The sequence below is a fragment of the Brevundimonas lenta genome (assembly GCF_014196335.1).
Taxonomy (GTDB): Bacteria; Pseudomonadota; Alphaproteobacteria; order Caulobacterales; family Caulobacteraceae; genus Brevundimonas; species Brevundimonas lenta.
The window spans coordinates 1,396,342-1,412,629 of record NZ_JACIDM010000001.1; the positions used below are offsets into that span (position 1 = coordinate 1,396,342).

Annotated in this window: 18 protein-coding genes and 2 tRNA genes; 9 read left to right on the top strand and 11 right to left on the bottom strand. The window is 67.9% G+C overall.

The features are described 5' to 3' along the window. Position 1: 1 nt before the first annotated feature. Entirely contained in the window at positions 2–682 is a 681-nt protein-coding gene (locus GGR12_RS06930) for a restriction endonuclease (RefSeq protein ID WP_183203599.1), read from the bottom strand. Positions 683–685: 3 nt separating this feature from the next. Beyond that, positions 686–2,278, bottom strand: a complete 1,593-nt coding sequence (locus tag GGR12_RS06935; protein ID WP_183203600.1) for a carboxyl transferase domain-containing protein — start codon at positions 2,276–2,278, stop codon at positions 686–688. 320 nt (positions 2,279–2,598) lie between these two features. Here GGR12_RS06935 and GGR12_RS06940 point away from each other — a divergent pair, with 320 nt between their 5' ends. Together GGR12_RS06940 and GGR12_RS06945 are read left to right on the top strand one after the other, a co-directional pair. Next, a complete protein-coding gene (locus tag GGR12_RS06940) occupies positions 2,599–3,939 on the top strand; it encodes an MATE family efflux transporter (RefSeq protein ID WP_183203601.1) in 1,341 nt (446 codons plus the stop codon). Positions 3,940–3,956: 17 nt separating this feature from the next. Next, entirely contained in the window at positions 3,957–4,451 is a 495-nt protein-coding gene (locus GGR12_RS06945) for a GNAT family N-acetyltransferase (RefSeq protein ID WP_221212214.1), read from the top strand. On the opposite strand, the gene GGR12_RS06950 is transcribed toward GGR12_RS06945, so the two are convergent. Beyond that, positions 4,442–4,810 carry a glyoxalase superfamily protein gene (locus GGR12_RS06950; RefSeq protein ID WP_183203602.1) on the bottom strand — a complete coding sequence of 123 codons (369 nt, stop codon included), beginning with the start codon at positions 4,808–4,810 and terminating at the stop codon, positions 4,442–4,444. The genes GGR12_RS06945 and GGR12_RS06950 overlap by 10 nt on opposite strands. 159 nt (positions 4,811–4,969) lie before the next feature. On the opposite strand from GGR12_RS06950, the gene metG reads away from it, so the two are divergent. Continuing rightward, entirely contained in the window at positions 4,970–6,676 is a 1,707-nt protein-coding gene (gene metG / locus GGR12_RS06955) for a methionine--tRNA ligase (RefSeq protein WP_183203603.1), read from the top strand. Here metG and GGR12_RS06960 read toward each other — a convergent pair. Beyond that, on the bottom strand, positions 6,667–7,422 hold the full coding sequence (locus GGR12_RS06960) for a winged helix-turn-helix domain-containing protein (RefSeq protein WP_246328815.1): 756 nt from the start codon (positions 7,420–7,422) through the stop codon (positions 6,667–6,669). The genes metG and GGR12_RS06960 overlap by 10 nt on opposite strands. Positions 7,423–7,810: 388 nt before the next feature. Here GGR12_RS06960 and GGR12_RS06965 point away from each other — a divergent pair, with 388 nt between their 5' ends. Continuing rightward, positions 7,811–8,185, top strand: coding sequence for a UrcA family protein (locus GGR12_RS06965; protein WP_183203605.1), 375 nt, complete (start codon positions 7,811–7,813; stop codon positions 8,183–8,185). Between the two features lie 91 nt (positions 8,186–8,276). Then, the gene (locus tag GGR12_RS06970; protein ID WP_183203606.1) at positions 8,277–8,723 is read left to right on the top strand and encodes a hypothetical protein; all 447 of its coding nucleotides are present in this window, start codon (positions 8,277–8,279) and stop codon (positions 8,721–8,723) included. Here GGR12_RS06970 and GGR12_RS06975 read toward each other — a convergent pair. From GGR12_RS06975 to rlmB, 4 genes are read right to left on the bottom strand one after another with little or no spacing between them, the layout of a single operon-like run. Next, the gene (locus GGR12_RS06975) at positions 8,713–9,840 is read right to left on the bottom strand and encodes a glutathionylspermidine synthase family protein (RefSeq protein WP_183203607.1); all 1,128 of its coding nucleotides are present in this window, start codon (positions 9,838–9,840) and stop codon (positions 8,713–8,715) included. The two genes, GGR12_RS06970 and GGR12_RS06975, sit on opposite strands and share 11 nt — an antisense overlap. Positions 9,841–9,844: 4 nt before the next feature. Then, positions 9,845–10,132, bottom strand: coding sequence for a hypothetical protein (locus GGR12_RS06980; RefSeq protein ID WP_183203608.1), 288 nt, complete (start codon positions 10,130–10,132; stop codon positions 9,845–9,847). A 14-nt stretch (positions 10,133–10,146) separates the two neighbouring features. Then, positions 10,147–10,992 (bottom strand): TerC family protein, encoded by an 846-nt coding sequence (locus GGR12_RS06985; RefSeq protein ID WP_183203609.1) that lies wholly within the window; start codon positions 10,990–10,992, stop codon positions 10,147–10,149. Positions 10,993–11,041: 49 nt separating this feature from the next. After that, positions 11,042–11,932 (bottom strand): 23S rRNA (guanosine(2251)-2'-O)-methyltransferase RlmB, encoded by an 891-nt coding sequence (rlmB, locus tag GGR12_RS06990; protein ID WP_183203610.1) that lies wholly within the window; start codon positions 11,930–11,932, stop codon positions 11,042–11,044. Positions 11,933–12,080: 148 nt separating this feature from the next. Between rlmB and GGR12_RS06995 the strand changes: the two genes are divergently transcribed. The 4 genes from GGR12_RS06995 (at position 12,081) to GGR12_RS07010 (ending at position 14,160) form a co-directional block, all read left to right on the top strand. Then, positions 12,081–12,164 (top strand) — tRNA-Tyr (locus tag GGR12_RS06995). 76 nt (positions 12,165–12,240) lie between these two features. After that, positions 12,241–12,314 (top strand) — tRNA-Gly (locus GGR12_RS07000). 51 nt (positions 12,315–12,365) lie between these two features. Continuing rightward, positions 12,366–13,556 carry an elongation factor Tu gene (gene tuf / locus GGR12_RS07005; protein ID WP_183203611.1) on the top strand — a complete coding sequence of 397 codons (1,191 nt, stop codon included), beginning with the start codon at positions 12,366–12,368 and terminating at the stop codon, positions 13,554–13,556. A gap of 79 nt (positions 13,557–13,635) precedes the next feature. Then, positions 13,636–14,160 (top strand): hypothetical protein, encoded by a 525-nt coding sequence (locus tag GGR12_RS07010; RefSeq protein WP_183203612.1) that lies wholly within the window; start codon positions 13,636–13,638, stop codon positions 14,158–14,160. A gap of 9 nt (positions 14,161–14,169) precedes the next feature. On the opposite strand, the gene GGR12_RS07015 is transcribed toward GGR12_RS07010, so the two are convergent. The 3 genes from GGR12_RS07015 to GGR12_RS07025 form a co-directional block, all read right to left on the bottom strand. Continuing rightward, on the bottom strand, positions 14,170–15,186 hold the full coding sequence (locus GGR12_RS07015) for a L,D-transpeptidase family protein (protein WP_183203613.1): 1,017 nt from the start codon (positions 15,184–15,186) through the stop codon (positions 14,170–14,172). Between the two features lie 64 nt (positions 15,187–15,250). Then, positions 15,251–15,994, bottom strand: a complete 744-nt coding sequence (locus GGR12_RS07020; protein WP_183203614.1) for an SGNH/GDSL hydrolase family protein — start codon at positions 15,992–15,994, stop codon at positions 15,251–15,253. Next, positions 15,991–16,158, bottom strand: a complete 168-nt coding sequence (locus GGR12_RS07025) for a hypothetical protein (RefSeq protein WP_183203615.1) — start codon at positions 16,156–16,158, stop codon at positions 15,991–15,993. Before GGR12_RS07025 ends, GGR12_RS07020 begins: the two co-directional genes overlap by 4 nt. Positions 16,159–16,288: the final 130 nt, after the last annotated feature.

The window sequence follows — 16,288 nt, forward strand, 5'->3', positions numbered from 1 at the left end:
TTCAGTGGGGGGCTTTGACAAAATGCCTGAGGTTCAAAACCGCAATTGGCTTGTCGGCTATCCAGTTGTGAGCAGCGCGAGTCACGCCATCGAAGGTGGCCAAGATCGCACCCTGTGCACCGGAATGCTGAAGAGCACCATAAAGCTCCCGAACAACTGATGGCGAGAGAGGCCTTCTATGGGCTTTGCACTGAACGATGACATGTTCTGCGTCACGCCGCATGACGAGGTCTATTCCGCCATCTCCGGCACCGCCAACTGAAGTGACATCCCAACCTTTCTGGCGGAAGTATCGAGCGACCAGTCGTTCGAACATCGCGCCGTCTGCGTTCCGCCAAAGATTGGCGGTTTGGGCCATTGTCCACGAGCTAGAAATGCGACGATGCTCATCGTAGGCGATCAGCTCTCGGCTATGCGCGCGGAGGGCCCGCTGATGCGCTCCCAAGGGGTTCCAATGGCCATCCCACCATCGGAGTTGCGCCCCGTGGACTGGCTCAACTGGGCGAGGACGCCTTGGCTCTTCAAGTTCGCGTTCTTGCAGCAGCCCAAGTTGAAGCCCCAGATCGATTGCCTCTCCCATATTGGTGGGATGAACAGCCGTGCTTGATAGAACGGCCATCAGGCTTTCGCGCGTGAGTGACTGTCGGAACCCAATCAGTACTCGTCTGGCTTCGTCTTGCATTCCCTACATCCGGAACACGCCGAACGTCGTCTCCGGCACCGGGGCGTTCAGCGAGGCGCTGATCGCCAGCCCTAGCACGTCGCGGGTCTGGGCCGGGTCGATGACGCCGTCGTCCCACAGGCGGGCGGTGGCGTAGTACGGATTGCCCTCGTCCTCGTATTTCTGGCGCACCGGGGCCTTGAAGGCTTCGGCCTGTTCCGGCGTCCAACTGTCGGCGTCGCGGTGGACGGTGGCCAGCACGGCGGCGGCCTGTTCGCCGCCCATGACGCTGATCCGGCTGTTCGGCCAGGTGAACAGGAAGCGCGGGGAATAGGCGCGGCCGCACATGCCGTAGTTGCCGGCGCCGAAGCTGCCGCCGATCAGCACCGTGAACTTGGGCACCTCGGCGGAGGCCACGGCGGTGACCAGCTTGGCCCCGTTCTTGGCGATGCCCTCGGCCTCGTAGCGGCCGCCGACCATGAAGCCGGAGATGTTCTGCAGGAACAGCAGCGGGATCTTCCGCTTGCAGGCCAGTTCGATGAAGTGGGCGCCCTTCAACGCGCTCTCCGAGAACAGCACGCCGTTGTTGGCCAGGATGGCGACCGGATAGCCCCAGATGCGGGCGAAGCCGCACACCAGGGTGGTGCCGTACAGGGCCTTGAACTCGTCGAACTCCGAGCCGTCGACCAACCGGGCGATGACCTCGCGCACGTCATAGGGCGCGCGCACGTCGTCGGGGATCAGGCCGTACAGCTCCTCGGCGTCATAGGCCGGGGCCTTCGGCTCGCGCACGTCCAGCTCGACCTTTTTCACCGTATTGAGGCCGTCCACGATGGTGCGCACGATCTCCAGCGCGTGTTCGTCGTTCTCGGCGACATAGTCGACCACGCCGGACTTGCGGCCGTGGGTCTCGGCGCCGCCCAGCTCCTCGGCCGAGATGACCTCGCCGGTCGCGGCCTTCACCAGCGGCGGGCCGGCCAGGAAGATGGTGCCCTGGTTGCGGACGATGACGGTCTCGTCCGACATCGCCGGCACATAGGCGCCGCCGGCGGTGCAGCTGCCCATGACGCAGGCGATCTGCGGGATCGCCTTGGCCGACATGCGCGCCTGGTTGAAGAAGATCCGTCCGAAATGGTCGCGGTCGGGGAAGACCTCGGCCTGGTGCGGCAGGTTCGCGCCGCCGGAATCGACCAGATAGACGCAGGGCAGGCTATTCTGCTCCGCGATCTCCTGCGCCCGCAGGTGCTTCTTCACCGTCATCGGGAAGTAGGCGCCGCCCTTCACCGTCGGATCGTTGGCGACGATCATCACCTCGCGGCCCGCCACACGGCCGACGCCGCAGATCATGCCGGCGCCCGGCGCCTCGTCATTGTACATGCCGCCGGCGGCCAGCTGGCCGACCTCGAGGAACGGCGAACCGGGATCCAGCAGGCGCTCGACCCGGTCGCGGGGCAGCAGCTTGCCGCGGGCCACGTGCCGCTCGCGGCTGGAGTCGGAGCCCCCGCGCGCGGCCTTCGCCACCTTCTCGTGCAACTCGTCGCGAAGCGCGCGGTTGTGAGCGTCCAGCGCCTTGAAGGCGGCGCCGTGGGGATCGATCGCGGAAGAGAGCTTGGGCATGCGGGTGGTTTAGGCGGCTTCGAGGGCGCGGGGAAGTTCTCCTGCTGCCTGGCGGACTGGCGGCGCTGGATTCGTCACAACGGGCACAACGAGACACGACGAACACGACGGGGCTGGCGTCCTGCGGCGTCCGCCGGGCGACGCCATTCATTCCGAATGCGGGCCTTTGGCCCGCGGGCGTCCTCTGCGGGCACGTTCCCGTCGTGACTCGTCGTGCCCGTTGTGATGAACCTTCCCAAGTGAAGGGGTAGCCCAGCTTATGGCAGGCCAAGGAATGCCGGGTTGACCCGCAAGCCCGACCGTGGCCTGTCGCCCGTCCCATGTTCGGCCTCAGCTCCCAGACCCGCGTCACCCTGAAAGACCTGCTCCATCTCGCATGGCCGGTCGTGCTCGCGCGCATCGGCATCATGACCATGGGCCTGACCGATGCGATCGTGGTCGGCAACTATTCGGGCGAGCAACTGGCCTTCCACGCCCTGGCCTGGGCGCCGACCGCCATCCTGGTGACCACCGCCGTCGGCCTGATGCTGGGCGTGCAGGTCATGACCGCGCGCATGCTGGGCGAGGGCCGCACGCACGAGGTCGGGGCCGTGTTCCGGCGCGGCGTGGTCTACGCCCTGCAGATCGGCGTCGTCTCCATGATCGCCCTGATCGCGCTGGGCCCGTGGGGCCTGCGTCACGCCAACCTGGCCGAGGGGCTGGGCGAGGGCGCGGGCGGCCCGCTGGTCATCTTCGCCCTGTCGATGCCCGCCTATCTGGTGTCCGTCGCCGGCCAGTTCTTCCTCGAGGCCCTGCACAAGCCCAAGCCGGGCATGTGGGCCATGTGGATCGCCAACGGCGTCAATCTGGCGCTGAACCTGGTGCTGGTGCCCGACTTGCTCGGCATTGGTTGGTCCGGCGCGGCGGCCTCGGCCTGGGCGACCTTCGGCGCGCGGCTGGCGCTGGCCGTCTTCCTGATCTGGTACATCCTGCGCCTGCCCGAGGCGCGGGCGCTGGGCGTGTTCGACCGGCCCAAGCGCGACATCCCCGCCGAGCGCGAGCAGCGCAAGGTCGGCTACGGCGCCGGCAGCTCCTACTTCATCGAGGTCGGCGCTTTCGCCGCCATGACCTTCATCGCCGGTCAGCTGGGCGCGGTCGAAACTTCGGCCTGGACCATCGTGCTCAACATCTCGGCCATCGTCTTCATGGTGCCCATGGGCCTGTCGTCGGCGACGGCGGTGCTGGTCGGCAAATCCTATGGTGCGGCGGACGGGAGGGGCGTGATGCGCGCAGGCCTTGTCGGCATCGGCGTGGTGACGGTTCTGGCCACGGTCATAGCCTTCGTCGTCTGGCCGACGGCGCCGTGGCTCGCGTCCGCCTACAACCGCGACCCGGCGCTGCTGGCGGTCGCCATTCCGGCGATCGTGCTGGCGACCCTGTTCTTCGTCGCCGACGCCATGCAGGTGGTCGCCGCCCAGGCCAACCGCGCGGCGGGCGACGTCTGGTGGCCGACGATCATGCATTTCGTCAGCTACACGGCGATCATGATGCCGCTGGGCTGGTGGCTGGCCCACCGCATCGGCGTGAACGGCCTGGTCTGGGCGGTGATCGTCGCCAGCCTGGTCTCGGCGGCCCTGCTGACCGGGCGGTTCGTGCGCGTGGCGCGGCGGCTGCCGGCGTGACTGCGATCCCGGAGCTCGTGACCGAACGGCTGCGGCTCCGGGCCCCGCGCGAGACCGATCTCGAGACTTACATCCGGTTCTACGGCGACACCGAGGCCTCGGCCTTCTACGGCGGGCCGCTGACGCCCAACCAGGCATGGAGCCGGCTGGCGCGCGATGTCGGCCACTGGGTGCTGCGCGGCTACGGCCTGTGGTTCGTCGAACGCCTGGACGACGGCGCACCGGTCGGCGGATGCGGCTTGTACTGGCCGCTGGGCTGGCCCCGGTCCGAGCTCACCTGGTGGGTTCTGCCGGAACAGCGCCGCCGGGGCTTCGCCGCCGAGGCGTCCTGCGCCGCCATCGCCTGGGGCTACGACACCCTCGGCTGGGACCGGATCGAGACCCACTGCGACGACGCCAACGAACCGGCCCGGAGCCTGATCGGCGCCCTCGGCGGGACGAAGTTCGCGCGGGAGGTCTTCCCCGACGGGAAGGAACGCGACGTCTTCGAATTTCCGCGGCCTCAGGCCTGAACGAACCTCAGCGTATTGCCGTCCGGGTCGTCGGCGTAGAACTCCCGCGTGCCCCACGTCTGATCCACCGGCCCCTGATGCACGGGCGAGTCCGGCTTGTGCGACGGATCCAGCCCGCGCGACCGGAAGCTCGCGAACAGGGCGTCTACGTCCTCCACGACGACCACGACCGCCTGCCCGACCACCCCGTCGCCCGAATGGCTCGACAGGAACAGCAGGTCCCCGCCGCGCGTCAGCTCGGCGAACGCCGGATCGCCCTCCGACGGCCAGATCCCTCGGGCCTCGAAGTCCAGCACGCCGGTGTAGAAGGCCACCGACCGGGCCATGTCGCTGCATTTGACGGTGGGGATGATGGCCATGGCCGAAGCCTATGCCGGGGGAGATGGAGGGTCGAGGGGCGAGGGTCGAGGGGCGAGGGTGGGCCGTGGGTGTTGCGAAATCCCGCCGCACTCGCCACTAACCTGTCTCGCTGCCAGTCGACCTCCCCTCGACCCTCGCCCCTCGACCCTTAGGCCTCCATGTCCCGCATCCTCATCACCTCGGCGCTGCCCTACATCAACGGCATCAAGCACCTGGGGAACCTGGCGGGCTCGATGCTGCCGGCCGACGTATACGCCCGCTTCAAGCGCGCCCAGGGCCATGAGGTCCTCTACATCTGCGCCACCGACGAGCATGGCACCCCGGCCGAGCTGGCCGCCGCCGCCGCCGGTCAGGACGTGAAGACGTATTGCGACGAGCAGCACGACATCCAGAAGAGCGCCGGCGAGAAGTTCGGCCTGTCCTACGACTGGTTCGGCCGCTCCTCGAACAAGCCGAACCACCGCCTGACGCAGCATTTCGCCGAGGTGCTGGAAAAGAACGGCCTCATCGAGGAACGCGTCGACCGGATGATCTATTCGATCGACGACGCCCGCTTCCTGCCCGACCGCTACGTCGAGGGCACCTGCCCGCACTGCGGCCACGTCGGCGCGCGCGGTGATCAGTGCGACAACTGCGGCCGTCTGCTTGACCCGACCGACCTGATCGATCCGTATTCCTCGGTGTCCGGTTCGAAGAACCTGGAAGTCCGGGACACCCGTCACCTCTATTTGCTGCAGACGAAGCTGGAGCAGCCGATCCGCGACTGGATCGGGACCAAGGCCGACTGGCAGACCCTGGCCCGGTCCATCGCCTACAAACATCTCGACGAAGGTCTGATCGATCGCGGCATCACCCGCGACCTGAAGTGGGGCGTTCCGGTGGTGGCCGAGGACGGCGGGCCGCGCCCCGGTATGGAAGGCAAGGTCTTCTACGTCTGGTTCGACGCCCCCATTGAATACATCGGGGCGACCGAGGAATGGGCCGACGCGACCGGCCGCACCTGGCGCGACTGGTGGCGCACCGACGAAGGCGCCGACGACGTCCGCTACGTCCAGTTCATGGGCAAGGACAACGTCGCCTTCCACACCGTCAGCTTCCCGGCGACCATCCTCGGCTCGGGCGAGCCGTGGAAGACCGTCGACACGCTCAAGGCCTTCAACTGGCTCAACTGGTACGGCGGCAAATTCTCGACCAGCCAGAAGCGCGGCGTCTTCATGGACCAGGCGCTGGAGCTGCTGCCCGCCGACTACTGGCGTTGGCACCTGACCGCCTATGGCCCCGAACATTCGGACGCAGCCTTCACCTGGGAGCAGTTCCAGTCGACGACGAACAAGGACCTGGCCGACGTGCTGGGCAATTTCGTCAACCGCATCGTCAAGTTCGCGGAGTCGAAATTCGAGGGCGTCGTTCCCGACGAGGGCGAGCCGGGCCCGCTGGAAGCGAAGCTGGAGGCCGACATCCGCGCCGGCATCGCCGACGCCACGGCCCAGTTCGAGGCCATGGAGTTCCGCAAGGCCGCCCAGGCCCTGCGCGCCGTCTGGGTGCTGGGCAACGAGTATCTGCAGGAGGCCGCCCCCTGGACCGCATACAAGACCGATGTGCCGCGCTCGGCCGTCGGCGTGCGCACCGGCCTGAACCTGGTGGCCCTGTTCGCCCGTCTGGCCGCGCCGGTCATGCCGTTCGCGGCCGCCCGCATCGCCGCCTCGGTCGGCTCGACCGACCTCAGCTGGCCGACCGCCGACGAGCCGTTGCTGGACGTCCTGCCGCGCGGCCGGGCGGTCGCTGCGGGCGGCGTGCTCTTCACCAAAATCGAGGATGGCCAGGTCGTGGAATGGTCAGAGCGCTTCGGCGGCGCTCAGGCGTAGCCGTGGTTCCGGCGCAAGGCCTCTGTCACCCGCAGCGCGCTGCGCGCCTGCAGGGTGAACGGATCCGCAGCCGAGCCCCGGAACTGCTCTGACCACAGGGTGACGCCGGCGTTCCCGTCGATCAGGAAGGCGGTGACCCTGACGTCGTCGCCGCACACGCTGACGGCGCCGTCGACTACGTGGCTGGCGCCAAGCGACCGGGCCGCGTGGCTCTTGCTCGTTCCGCGGAACCGGAAGCTGTCGGGGCGCCCGACCACCGCCGTGCCGCTGTCCCGCGCCAGCATCGACAGGATGCAGTCCGACACCCCTTCGGCCAGGGATGCGGCGGCGGGATCGCCGGTTCCGTCGAAGGCCAGAACAGCCACCAGCGGATCCACGCTCTCCTCGGCGGCCTCGGCGCGCCAGTACGCGCCGTCCGCCGGCGCCCAGGACTTCGCTTCCGTCACCCGGACAGGCGCCGGCGACATGGCCTTCGTCCTGACCAGTCGGTATCCGACCCGGGGCACGGTCTCGATGGCAAAGCCGGCCTCGAAGCCTTCCGCCAGGCGGCGGATCTTGCCGATAATCCGGTTGATCGCGTCGTCGCCGACGATCACCCCGTCCCAGCAGCGGGCGATCAGATCGTCCCGCGACAGAACCGAGCCCTCGGCCTTCGCCAGCGCGACCAGAACCAGGGCCACACGCGGCTCGATATGCTGTGCGTCGCCATGGGCCTCCGCCTCGCACAGCGATGGCCGCAAGGTCATGTCGCCCACAAGGAGATCCGGTTCGTGTGCCAGACCTCGCGCTGTTTGATCGGAGCCCGATCCGTAGGCGGTCATCGGCGTTACGTCAGCCGGAAAGCGGCTGCCTGACTTCGTCTGAAGGCGCAAAACCGGTCGTGCAGGAGCGCGGCGCGCCGGGCTTCCGGCTATCGCGACCAGTCAGCTGAAAATACCTGATTGTTGCAGTTCTTAATGTACGCCTCGCGCCCGGCCGGGTCGCATTAAATCGGCTCAATGTTGGAGGCGACGAGGTGGTCCGGACCGCGATCCATCGGCTTAAGATCGGCTGTCCGACCTTTCCGGCATCGGCCGTAAACCGGACTCTGGACGCGGCGTCATCCTGCGTCATCGAGTTTCCGGAGACCTCCCCATGACCGGCATTTCCAGGGCCCTGGCCGTCGTCGCAGTATCGACGCTCGCGCTGGCCGCCAGCAGCGCCCAATCCCAGACCTATCCTGACCAGACCACCCGCATCGCGCCGGTCGAGGTGCTTCGTGACTCCGTGCGCATTCAATACGGCGACCTCGATCTGGCCACCGTTGCGGGCCGGGACGCCATGGACGCCCGGATTCATCGGGCGAGCTTCCATGTTTGCCAGGTGAACCGTCAGCCCCTGGTTCAGCAGTTCGACAGGCTGCAATGCGTGAACGAGGCCCGTCGCGGCGCCAACCAGCAACTCGCCAACAATATGGCCAGAAGCTACGCCCAGAACGAGCGCGTGCTGGTCATGGCGATCGCTCATTAGCTGTTCGCCTCAAACGGACTAGGTCGTCCGGCCGCCTCGACGCTGCGCCCATACGGCGGTATTCCGTAGTCCCTCTGATCTGGAGGGCGTGATGCGCTCGCTCGCGGTCGTGACGGCCTGTCTGGGGGCTCCGCTTCTGGGGTTGCTGCCCGCCTGGCAGGCCGTGGAGCAGGTCCAGTCGATCCCCCTGCGTCGTGGATATTACGTAGCCTCCGACACCGGCTGCGATGAAGCCTCCCGCGCCACCGTGATGCTGTTCAAGGGCGATGGCTTCGGGCTCAACTGCGAAACCGTGTCGATCGAGCGCCTCAGCCCGACCCGCTACCGCCTGAACGACCGCTGCTCCGACGACAGGGGAGGCGAGGGGACCACGGACTCGTCCACCGTCTACGAGGTTAGCAGCGACATGGCCTTCACCATCCGTGGAGACGATGGCTCGGCCTACTCTGCGCGCTTCTGCCGGCAGCAGCAGATGCCGGAGCCCTTCAGCACCAACGACATCTCCGACATCGTCAAGGCGCCCGCGCCTACGCCTTGATCATATGCGGCGTGAAGCGCGCCGTATTGCCGGTGATCAGACCGGCCTCGCGGATGCCCATGCCGACCGCCTCGCCGTCGACGATCCAGCTGCCGATCACCGGCCGGTGTCCGTCGAAATCGGGTAGATCGTACAGCCGCTGCCAGACGTAGCCTTCGTCGCCGTAGTCGCCGCCGGTCGCCTCGACGACCCGGCCGCCCTTCACCACCGAGATGTTGGCGCCTTCGCGGGCCAGCACCGGTTTGCGGACATGGTCGCCGGTCAACGGCTCGAACGAGGCCTCCAGCAGGTTCGGATGATGCGGGAACAGATCCCACAGGATCGGCAGCAGCGCCTTGTTCGACCAGATCATCTTCCAGACCGGCTCGATCCACTGCGTAGGCGCGGTCGCGATCAGCCGTCCGAAGTCCTCGGCCAGCAGCCATTCCCACGGATAGAGGTGGTACAGGACTTCGATCGGTCGGCCCGCGTCGTCGATGAACCGTCGGCCGTCCCAGGCGATCTCCTCGATCGGCGTCTGCACGCTTCCGACCCCGCCCTCGCGCGCCACATCCCGCATATAGGCCACGGTGACCGCGTCCTCGGCCGCGCCCTGCGACGAGTGGGTGAAATGGGCCAGCGGCGACTGCAGCCGCGGCGCGATCTCGCGCCAGCGCGCGATCAGCGCGTCATGGATGCCGTTGAACTGGTCGCGTCCCGGAAAGACCTCTTCCAGCCAGTCCCACTGAATCACCGCCGCCTCGAGCAGGGACGTCGGGGTGTCGCAGTTGAACTCGAACATCTTCGGCGGCGAGACGCCGTCGTAGCCCAGGTCGAGGCGGCCGTAGTTCAGCGCCGGCGGCTCGTCGTCCCACGCCTTGCGGATCATCGGGACGGCGAAGTCCGGGATGCCGAAGCGGTGGAACAGGTCGTGGTCGATGATGTGCTGCCCGGCCTTCAGGCACAGGGCGTACAGCTCTTCGGTCGCTAGTTCGATCTGCCGGATCTGACGCCGGTCGAAACGGTAGCAGGCGGCCTCGTTCCAGTAGGGAACGCCCTCCGCGGTGTGCCAGACGAGGCCCAGGGCCTCGACCCGCTCGCGCCAGTCGTGGCGCGGCGTCAGAGGCAGGCGATCCATGGGGTCAGCCGCCGCCTGATCCGCGCGCCGAGGCGCCGAAACCGCCGCGCGGCGCCTTGTGCGAACCGCCCGACACCCGTTGGCCATAGGCCGCGCCTGCCAGGGCCGCGCCGCCATAGTACCAGAAGCCGCCCCCACCGGAGCGGCGGCAGTTCTGTTCCGGCACGCGCACGCCGGCGCCGTCGGTGCAAATGCGCGTCTGGGGACGCTGCTCGCAGGCGCTGATCGACAGCGCGGCGGCCACGGTGGTCACGAACGACAGCTGTCGTGCAACGGTCTTCATCGGAGGCATGGTCTAACGGTCCGTCAGGCGGCGGGCTGGGTCACGGGAACCGCCGCCGGCGGCGAGTCCGATCGCGTCAGGGGCTGGGTCAGACAGGCCTGACGCGTCGCTTCCCGCTCGGCCTTGCAGAACTTGTCCAGCTCGGCCTGGTCGATCGCCAGCATGGCGGGCAGGGCGGCGTTGTGCTGGGCCACGTTCTGGGTGCGGACCACGGTCGAACGATAGCCGTCCCAGATCATGTGCAGGGCGACGTACAGGACGACGATCAGGCCGACGTAACCGATCCAGCGGTACTTGTGCAGCAGCTTGGCGATGTAGGTCGCGGCCACGCCCATCAGGGCGATCGACAGCACGAGGCCGAACACCATGATCCACGGGTGTTCGTGCGCCGCGCCGGCCACGGCCAGCACGTTGTCCAGCGACATGGTGATGTCGGCGATCATGATCTGGACGAGCGCCGCGCCGAAGGTCTTGCGCTTCAGGCCCAGTTCTTCCGGCGACGGACCCTTGCCGTGCTCGATGCTCAGCGCCAGCTCCAGCTCGCGCTCGGCCTCTTCCTGATTGTGGGTCTTCTGCTCCTGCAGCTCGCGCCACATCTTCCAGCACACCCAGAGCAGCAGCAGGCCGCCGGCCAGCAGCAGGCCGACGATGGCCAGCAGCTGCACCGTGATCAGCGCGAAGCCGATGCGCATGACGACGGCCGCGACCAGGCCGATCATGATCGCCTTCTTGCGCTGCTCCTGCGGCAGGGCGGCGGCGGCCAGGCCGACGGCGACAGCGTTATCGCCGGCCAGCACCAGGTCCATCATGACGACCTTGCCCAGCGCGGAGAGCTGGGAGGCCAGTTGGGGATCGCTCAGAAATTCCATGATCGGCGTCTATTGCAGCAAAGGCCGGTTCGGCAAGCGCGACCCGTTCTCAGCTGTGGGTACCGGCCCGGCCTTGCGCGCGCGCGGCTTCATAAAGAGCGACCGCCGCGGCGTTGGACACGTTCAGGCTTTCAAACCCGCCCGGCATCGGGATTTTCGCCAGCACGTCGCAGTGCTCGGCCACCAGCCGGCGAATGCCGTCGCCTTCGGATCCCATCACCAGCACGGTGGGCCGTGAATCCAGCGCCTGCTCCAGCGTCAGCTCGGCCGAGCCGTCCAGCCCCACCGCCTGCCACCCCAGGTCCGACAGCTTTTCCAGCGCCCGGGACAGATTCGTCGCGCGCACGCACGGGAGACGCTCGGTCGCCCCGGCCGCCGCCTTGGCCAGCGCGCCGGCGAGGGCGGGGGAGTGCCGGTCCTGCACCACGATCGCTTTCGCGCCGAAGGCCAGGGCCGAGCGGAAGATGGCCCCGACGTTCTGCGGATCGGTCAGCTGGTCCAGCATGACGATGACGCCCTCGGCGGGCTCGGCCACGTCCTCGATCGCCACGCCTTCCAGCGGCTGCACCTTGAAGGCCATGCCCTGGTGCACCGCGCCCGCGGGCAGCATCTTCGCCAGCGCCTGGCCGTCGATGATCTCGGCCCGGTGGCCGTTGGGGGCGAGTCGGTCGCGGTCGATCTCGGCGGCGCGGTCCTCGGTGACCAGCAGCCGGCCCATGCCCTTGCGGGCGGGATTCGCCAGCGCGGCCACAACCGGGTGGCGGCCCCACAGCCAGTTGTCGGCGTCCACCTTCGGGGCGCGGCCCCGCGGCGCAGAATCACTCCCGCCCTTCGGCGGCGGATTTGGCGTCCAGCCTCGCTCGCGGGGTGCGCCGGAGCGCCCGCCGAAGCTTGTCTTTTTACCGGTTTTCCGGTCGTTGCGTTCTGTTTTCGACGACACTATAAGACGCCCTCCGATTTGGGGCCCAAGGGCATTCCGGGTCAGGCGCTTCCTCTAAACCAGGGCTTGCCGGACTTCGAAGGCTTTTGTTCGAGAACGGTCTTTTGACCGCTTTCGATCGTTCCGGATCGGTCTTCACATCGCGCGAGGGGGAATGTCCCGAGCGGCAAAGGGGGCGGACTGTAAATCCGCTGCGTAAGCTTCGCAGGTTCGAGTCCTGCTTCCCCCACCACGCGCTGATGAAGACCGGAACGGATCGGACCTCGCTGAGGACCGGGTGCGAAGGGGAGACCCGACGCATTCTCCGCGCGGGTATAGCACAATGGTAGTGCAGCAGCCTTCCAAGCTGAGGATGTCGGTTCGATCCCGTCTACCCGCTCCAGAATTCTAAGCTGATCCAACCGCCCCTTTCCGGGCCACAGGAGTTTTGGCCATGGCCAAGGAAAAGTTCGAACGCACGAAGCCGCACTGCAACATCGGCACGATCGGTCACGTTGACCACGGCAAGACGACGCTGACGGCGGCGATCACGATGACGCTGGCCAAGGCCGGCGGCGCCAAGGCGATGAACTACGCCGACATCGACGCGGCGCCGGAAGAGAAGGCGCGCGGCATCACGATCAACACGGCGCACGTGGAATACGAGACGGCCAACCGTCACTACGCGCACGTCGATTGCCCGGGCCACGCCGACTACGTGAAGAACATGATCACGGGCGCCGCCCAGATGGACGGCGCGATCCTGGTCGTGTCGGCCGCTGACGGTCCGATGCCGCAGACCCGCGAGCACATCCTGCTGGCCCGTCAGGTCGGCGTGCCGGCGCTGGTGGTGTTCATGAACAAGGTCGACCTGGTCGACGACAAGGAACTGCTCGAGCTGGTCGAGATGGAAGTGCGCGAGCTGCTCTCGTCGTACCAGTTCCCGGGCGACGACATTCCGATCACCATGGGTTCGGCCAAGGCCGCGACCGACGGCGTGAACCCGGAAATCGGCGAAAACCAGGTCCTGGCGCTGATGGAAACCGTCGACGCCTACATCCCGCAGCCGGAACGTCCGGTCGACCTGCCGTTCCTGATGCCGGTCGAAGACGTGTTCTCGATCTCGGGCCGCGGCACCGTGGTCACGGGTCGCGTCGAGCGCGGCATCGTCAAGGTCGGTGAGGAAGTCGAGATCGTCGGCATCCGTCCGGTCCAGAAGACGACCTGCACGGGCGTGGAAATGTTCCGCAAGCTGCTCGATCAAGGTCAAGCGGGCGACAACGTCGGCGTGCTGCTGCGCGGCACCAAGCGTGAAGACGTCGAGCGCGGCCAGGTGCTGTGCAAGCCGGGTTCGATCACCCCGCACACCAAGTTCGTCGCCGAAGCCTACATCCTGACCAAGGAAGAGGGCGGCCGTCACACGCCGTTCTTCACCAACTACCGCCCGCAGTTCTACTTCCGCACCACGGACGTGACCGGCATCGTGCACCTCAAGGAAGGTGTCGAGATGATCATGCCCGGCGACAACGCCGAGCTGAACGTCGAGCTGATCACCCCGATCGCCATGGAAGAGAAGCTGCGCTTCGCCATCCGTGAAGGCGGCCGCACCGTCGGCGCCGGCGTCGTCTCCAAGATCACCGAGTAATATCGGTCGGTCCCAGAGACTGAACTGACAGAGCGGCCCCGGAGGAAACTCCGGGGCCGTTTTGCTATTGAAGCTGATTATGGATCGCTTCGCGTCCCTCGCCCTGCTGGTGCTGCTCTCCGGTTGCCGCCCCGAAGCGGTCGAGGTGGAGAGGGAACTCGCATGGCGCGCCCGGCCCCAATGGCTCACCTTGATCAGACCGGACCCGTCGGTTCCTCCGGAACTCGGAGGCCGGGAGGTGGTCACGTTTCATTGCGAGGGAGGCCGTCTGTATGTCGAGGCGCGGGGCCTGCCGATCGGAACCGACGTCGGGGGCGGGGATCCGGCTGACTGGCGAAGCATGATCGTCACGGGCGGCGGCGAGCGGGCCGCCGGGCCGATCGTTCGTCGGACCAGCGGCTATGAGACCTGGCCCGCGACAGATCTTCGGCTGCGAAAGCCGGAACTCGTTCAGATGCTTTCCGGCGAGACCATCAAGGTCACGGTGGTCCCTCATTTCTGGACGGGACTGAAGCACGGTCTGGGTCTCCAGTCCCGCATCGCGCCCGCGCCGTCCGCCGCGATGACCGGGACCTTCCTTTCGGGCTGTGAAGGTCCCGGCTGACGCCTTCGCCTAGATGAAGCGCACCTCGACCCCGGGCTTGACCGCCGCGGCCAGTTGCTCCGCGTCCCAGTTGGTCAGGCGGACGCAGCCGTTCGAGGCGGTCTTGGCGATCTTCGACGGATCGGGCGAGCCGTGGATGCCGTAGCCGTCGCGCGACAGCTCGATCCACACCGAGCCGACCGGATTGTTCGGTCCCGCCGGCACCACGACCTTGCGATCGCCGCGGTCGTAGCTGAGCTTCGCCGGGTCGTAGGTGTAGTCCGGCTCCTTCGCCACGCCCTTCACCTTCAGGGTGCCCGACGGCGCCGGCCGTTCGGTCGAGCCGATCGTGGCGGGGTAGAAGGCCAGCAGGCGGCCCGAGGCGTCGAAGGCCCGGGCCGAGCGCTCGGTCTTGTCGATCACCACGCGCGCCACCTCGCCCAGCGGGCGATCTCTGACGGCCGGCACGACGATGCGCTGGCCGGGCGTGCGGAAGTCGACGCCGGGGTTCAGGCCCTGCAGCAGGTCTTCGGTGATGTGGAAGCGCTCAGCGAGGCGCTCGCGCGGGCTGGAGTAGTCAGCGCCGCCGGCGGCCTGGGCGGCCAGGTCCGGGCCCGGCGGCGGGCTGAAGGGGCCGGCGAGGTCGGCGGCGGTCAGGGTGTGGCTGGCCATGACCGGGCCCGCATCCGCCGCGGCGAGGCGCTGAACCAGGGCGGCGTCCATGGCGTCGCCGGTCAAGCCGTTGGCCTTGCGGAAGGCGGCCACAGCCTGGCGCGTGTTCTCCCCGGGCAGGCCGTCGACCACGCCGGGCGAGAAGGGCGTGCGATCCAGCAGCACCTGTAGGCGCACCAGACCGGCGTCGGGTACGGCCGAACCAGCGGGGGCAGGCGTGATGACCGCGGCCGGGAGGGCCGTCTCGATCTGCCGCGCGGTCAGCACCGGCGCCGGGGAGGCGGTGGACGGGCCGGGCTCGGCCTGGGGTTCAGGGCCGCCGCAGGCGGCGAGGGCGAACAGACACGACGAGGCGGCGATCAAACGAAAGGACATGCGATTCCACGAGCTTGCAGGGACAAGCCCAATCCCTCGCAGCCGCGCTTGTTCCCGATCGTCGTCAGCGCAGGGCGGCGGCCAGACCTTCGGCGGTGACCTCGGCCCAGCAGGCGTAGCCCTGGTCGTTCAGATGCAGGTCGTCGGGTCCGACGCCGCCCCGGTCCAGGCCCGACCAGGCCTCCATGGCGTCGAAGCGGCGCAGGACGGCGTAGTTCTTGCGGCCGCCCTCGAGATCGATGAGCCGGGCCATTTCGCCCAGCGCCGGGTTGCGGCCGCGGAACGACGGATTGCTGGTTCCCTCCGGCACACGCTGCGGATCGATCAACAGCACCTCGACCCCGGCGGCGTCGAGGATCGCCTCGCCGCGGCGGAAGTCGGCGAAGACGTCAGCCATCGGCCGGTCGCGCAGCACGTCGTTGGTGCCCAGCTGCCAGATCACCAGGTCCGGGCTGTTGGCGGCGATCTCGCCGCTCAGCCGGTCGGCGGTCTCCTTCGCCGTCTCGCCGCCGATGCCGCGGTTGATCACCGTCACCTCGACGCCCGGAAGGCGGCGTTCCAGCCCGGCTTCCAGCAGGGGCACGAAGCTCAACTCCCGGCGGCTCGCGCCGACGCCCTCGATCGAGGACGAGCCCATGGCGAGGATGGTCAGCTTTCCACCGGCGACGGCGGCCCGGCTCTTCGACAGGCCGGCGTTGGCGACGACGTGCTCAGGACTGACCGGGCAGGCCGCCGGCGCGGTCTGCGCCTGAACGACGGTGGCGAGAAGCGAAAGGGCGAGGGCGGCGGGGAGGACGGCTGACTTCAAGGATTGGGCTTTCCGGTGGCGGGGTCTGTGGCGGTGTCGCCTGGGTTGGACGAGCCCTCTGAACCCTTCGGCTCGGTAGCGGGGCGCGGCGGCTCGCCTTCGCGGGCGGGCGTGCGCTGGTTCTCGTTCTCGGTTTCGCGGGACTCGGGGCGGGGGTCGGACATCGAGGGAACTCCAGAAAATCGAATTGCGGGTCGCAAGGCAACGCCTCGCGGCCGGGTGGGGCTCCGTGGAGACGCTTCGTTCACCATGAACGCTCACCGGCCTGAAACGGGGCCTGTGGCATGAAGCCCG

Excerpts from the sequence above, each read along its gene's own strand:
- GGR12_RS06930 (WP_183203599.1), bottom strand. The coding sequence starts at position 682 with ATGCAAGACGAAGCCAGACGAGTACTGATTGGGTTCCGACAGTCACTC.
- GGR12_RS06935 (WP_183203600.1), bottom strand. The coding sequence starts at position 2,278 with ATGCCCAAGCTCTCTTCCGCGATCGATCCCCACGGCGCCGCCTTCAAG.
- GGR12_RS06940 (WP_183203601.1), top strand. The coding sequence starts at position 2,599 with ATGTTCGGCCTCAGCTCCCAGACCCGCGTCACCCTGAAAGACCTGCTC.
- GGR12_RS06950 (WP_183203602.1), bottom strand. The coding sequence starts at position 4,810 with ATGGCCATCATCCCCACCGTCAAATGCAGCGACATGGCCCGGTCGGTG.
- metG (WP_183203603.1), top strand. The coding sequence starts at position 4,970 with ATGTCCCGCATCCTCATCACCTCGGCGCTGCCCTACATCAACGGCATC.
- GGR12_RS06960 (WP_246328815.1), bottom strand. The coding sequence starts at position 7,422 with ATGACCTTGCGGCCATCGCTGTGCGAGGCGGAGGCCCATGGCGACGCA.
- GGR12_RS06965 (WP_183203605.1), top strand. The coding sequence starts at position 7,811 with ATGACCGGCATTTCCAGGGCCCTGGCCGTCGTCGCAGTATCGACGCTC.
- GGR12_RS06970 (WP_183203606.1), top strand. The coding sequence starts at position 8,277 with ATGCGCTCGCTCGCGGTCGTGACGGCCTGTCTGGGGGCTCCGCTTCTG.
- GGR12_RS06975 (WP_183203607.1), bottom strand. The coding sequence starts at position 9,840 with ATGGATCGCCTGCCTCTGACGCCGCGCCACGACTGGCGCGAGCGGGTC.
- GGR12_RS06980 (WP_183203608.1), bottom strand. The coding sequence starts at position 10,132 with ATGCCTCCGATGAAGACCGTTGCACGACAGCTGTCGTTCGTGACCACC.
- GGR12_RS06985 (WP_183203609.1), bottom strand. The coding sequence starts at position 10,992 with ATGGAATTTCTGAGCGATCCCCAACTGGCCTCCCAGCTCTCCGCGCTG.
- tuf (WP_183203611.1), top strand. The coding sequence starts at position 12,366 with ATGGCCAAGGAAAAGTTCGAACGCACGAAGCCGCACTGCAACATCGGC.
- GGR12_RS07010 (WP_183203612.1), top strand. The coding sequence starts at position 13,636 with ATGGATCGCTTCGCGTCCCTCGCCCTGCTGGTGCTGCTCTCCGGTTGC.
- GGR12_RS07015 (WP_183203613.1), bottom strand. The coding sequence starts at position 15,186 with ATGTCCTTTCGTTTGATCGCCGCCTCGTCGTGTCTGTTCGCCCTCGCC.
- GGR12_RS07025 (WP_183203615.1), bottom strand. The coding sequence starts at position 16,158 with ATGTCCGACCCCCGCCCCGAGTCCCGCGAAACCGAGAACGAGAACCAG.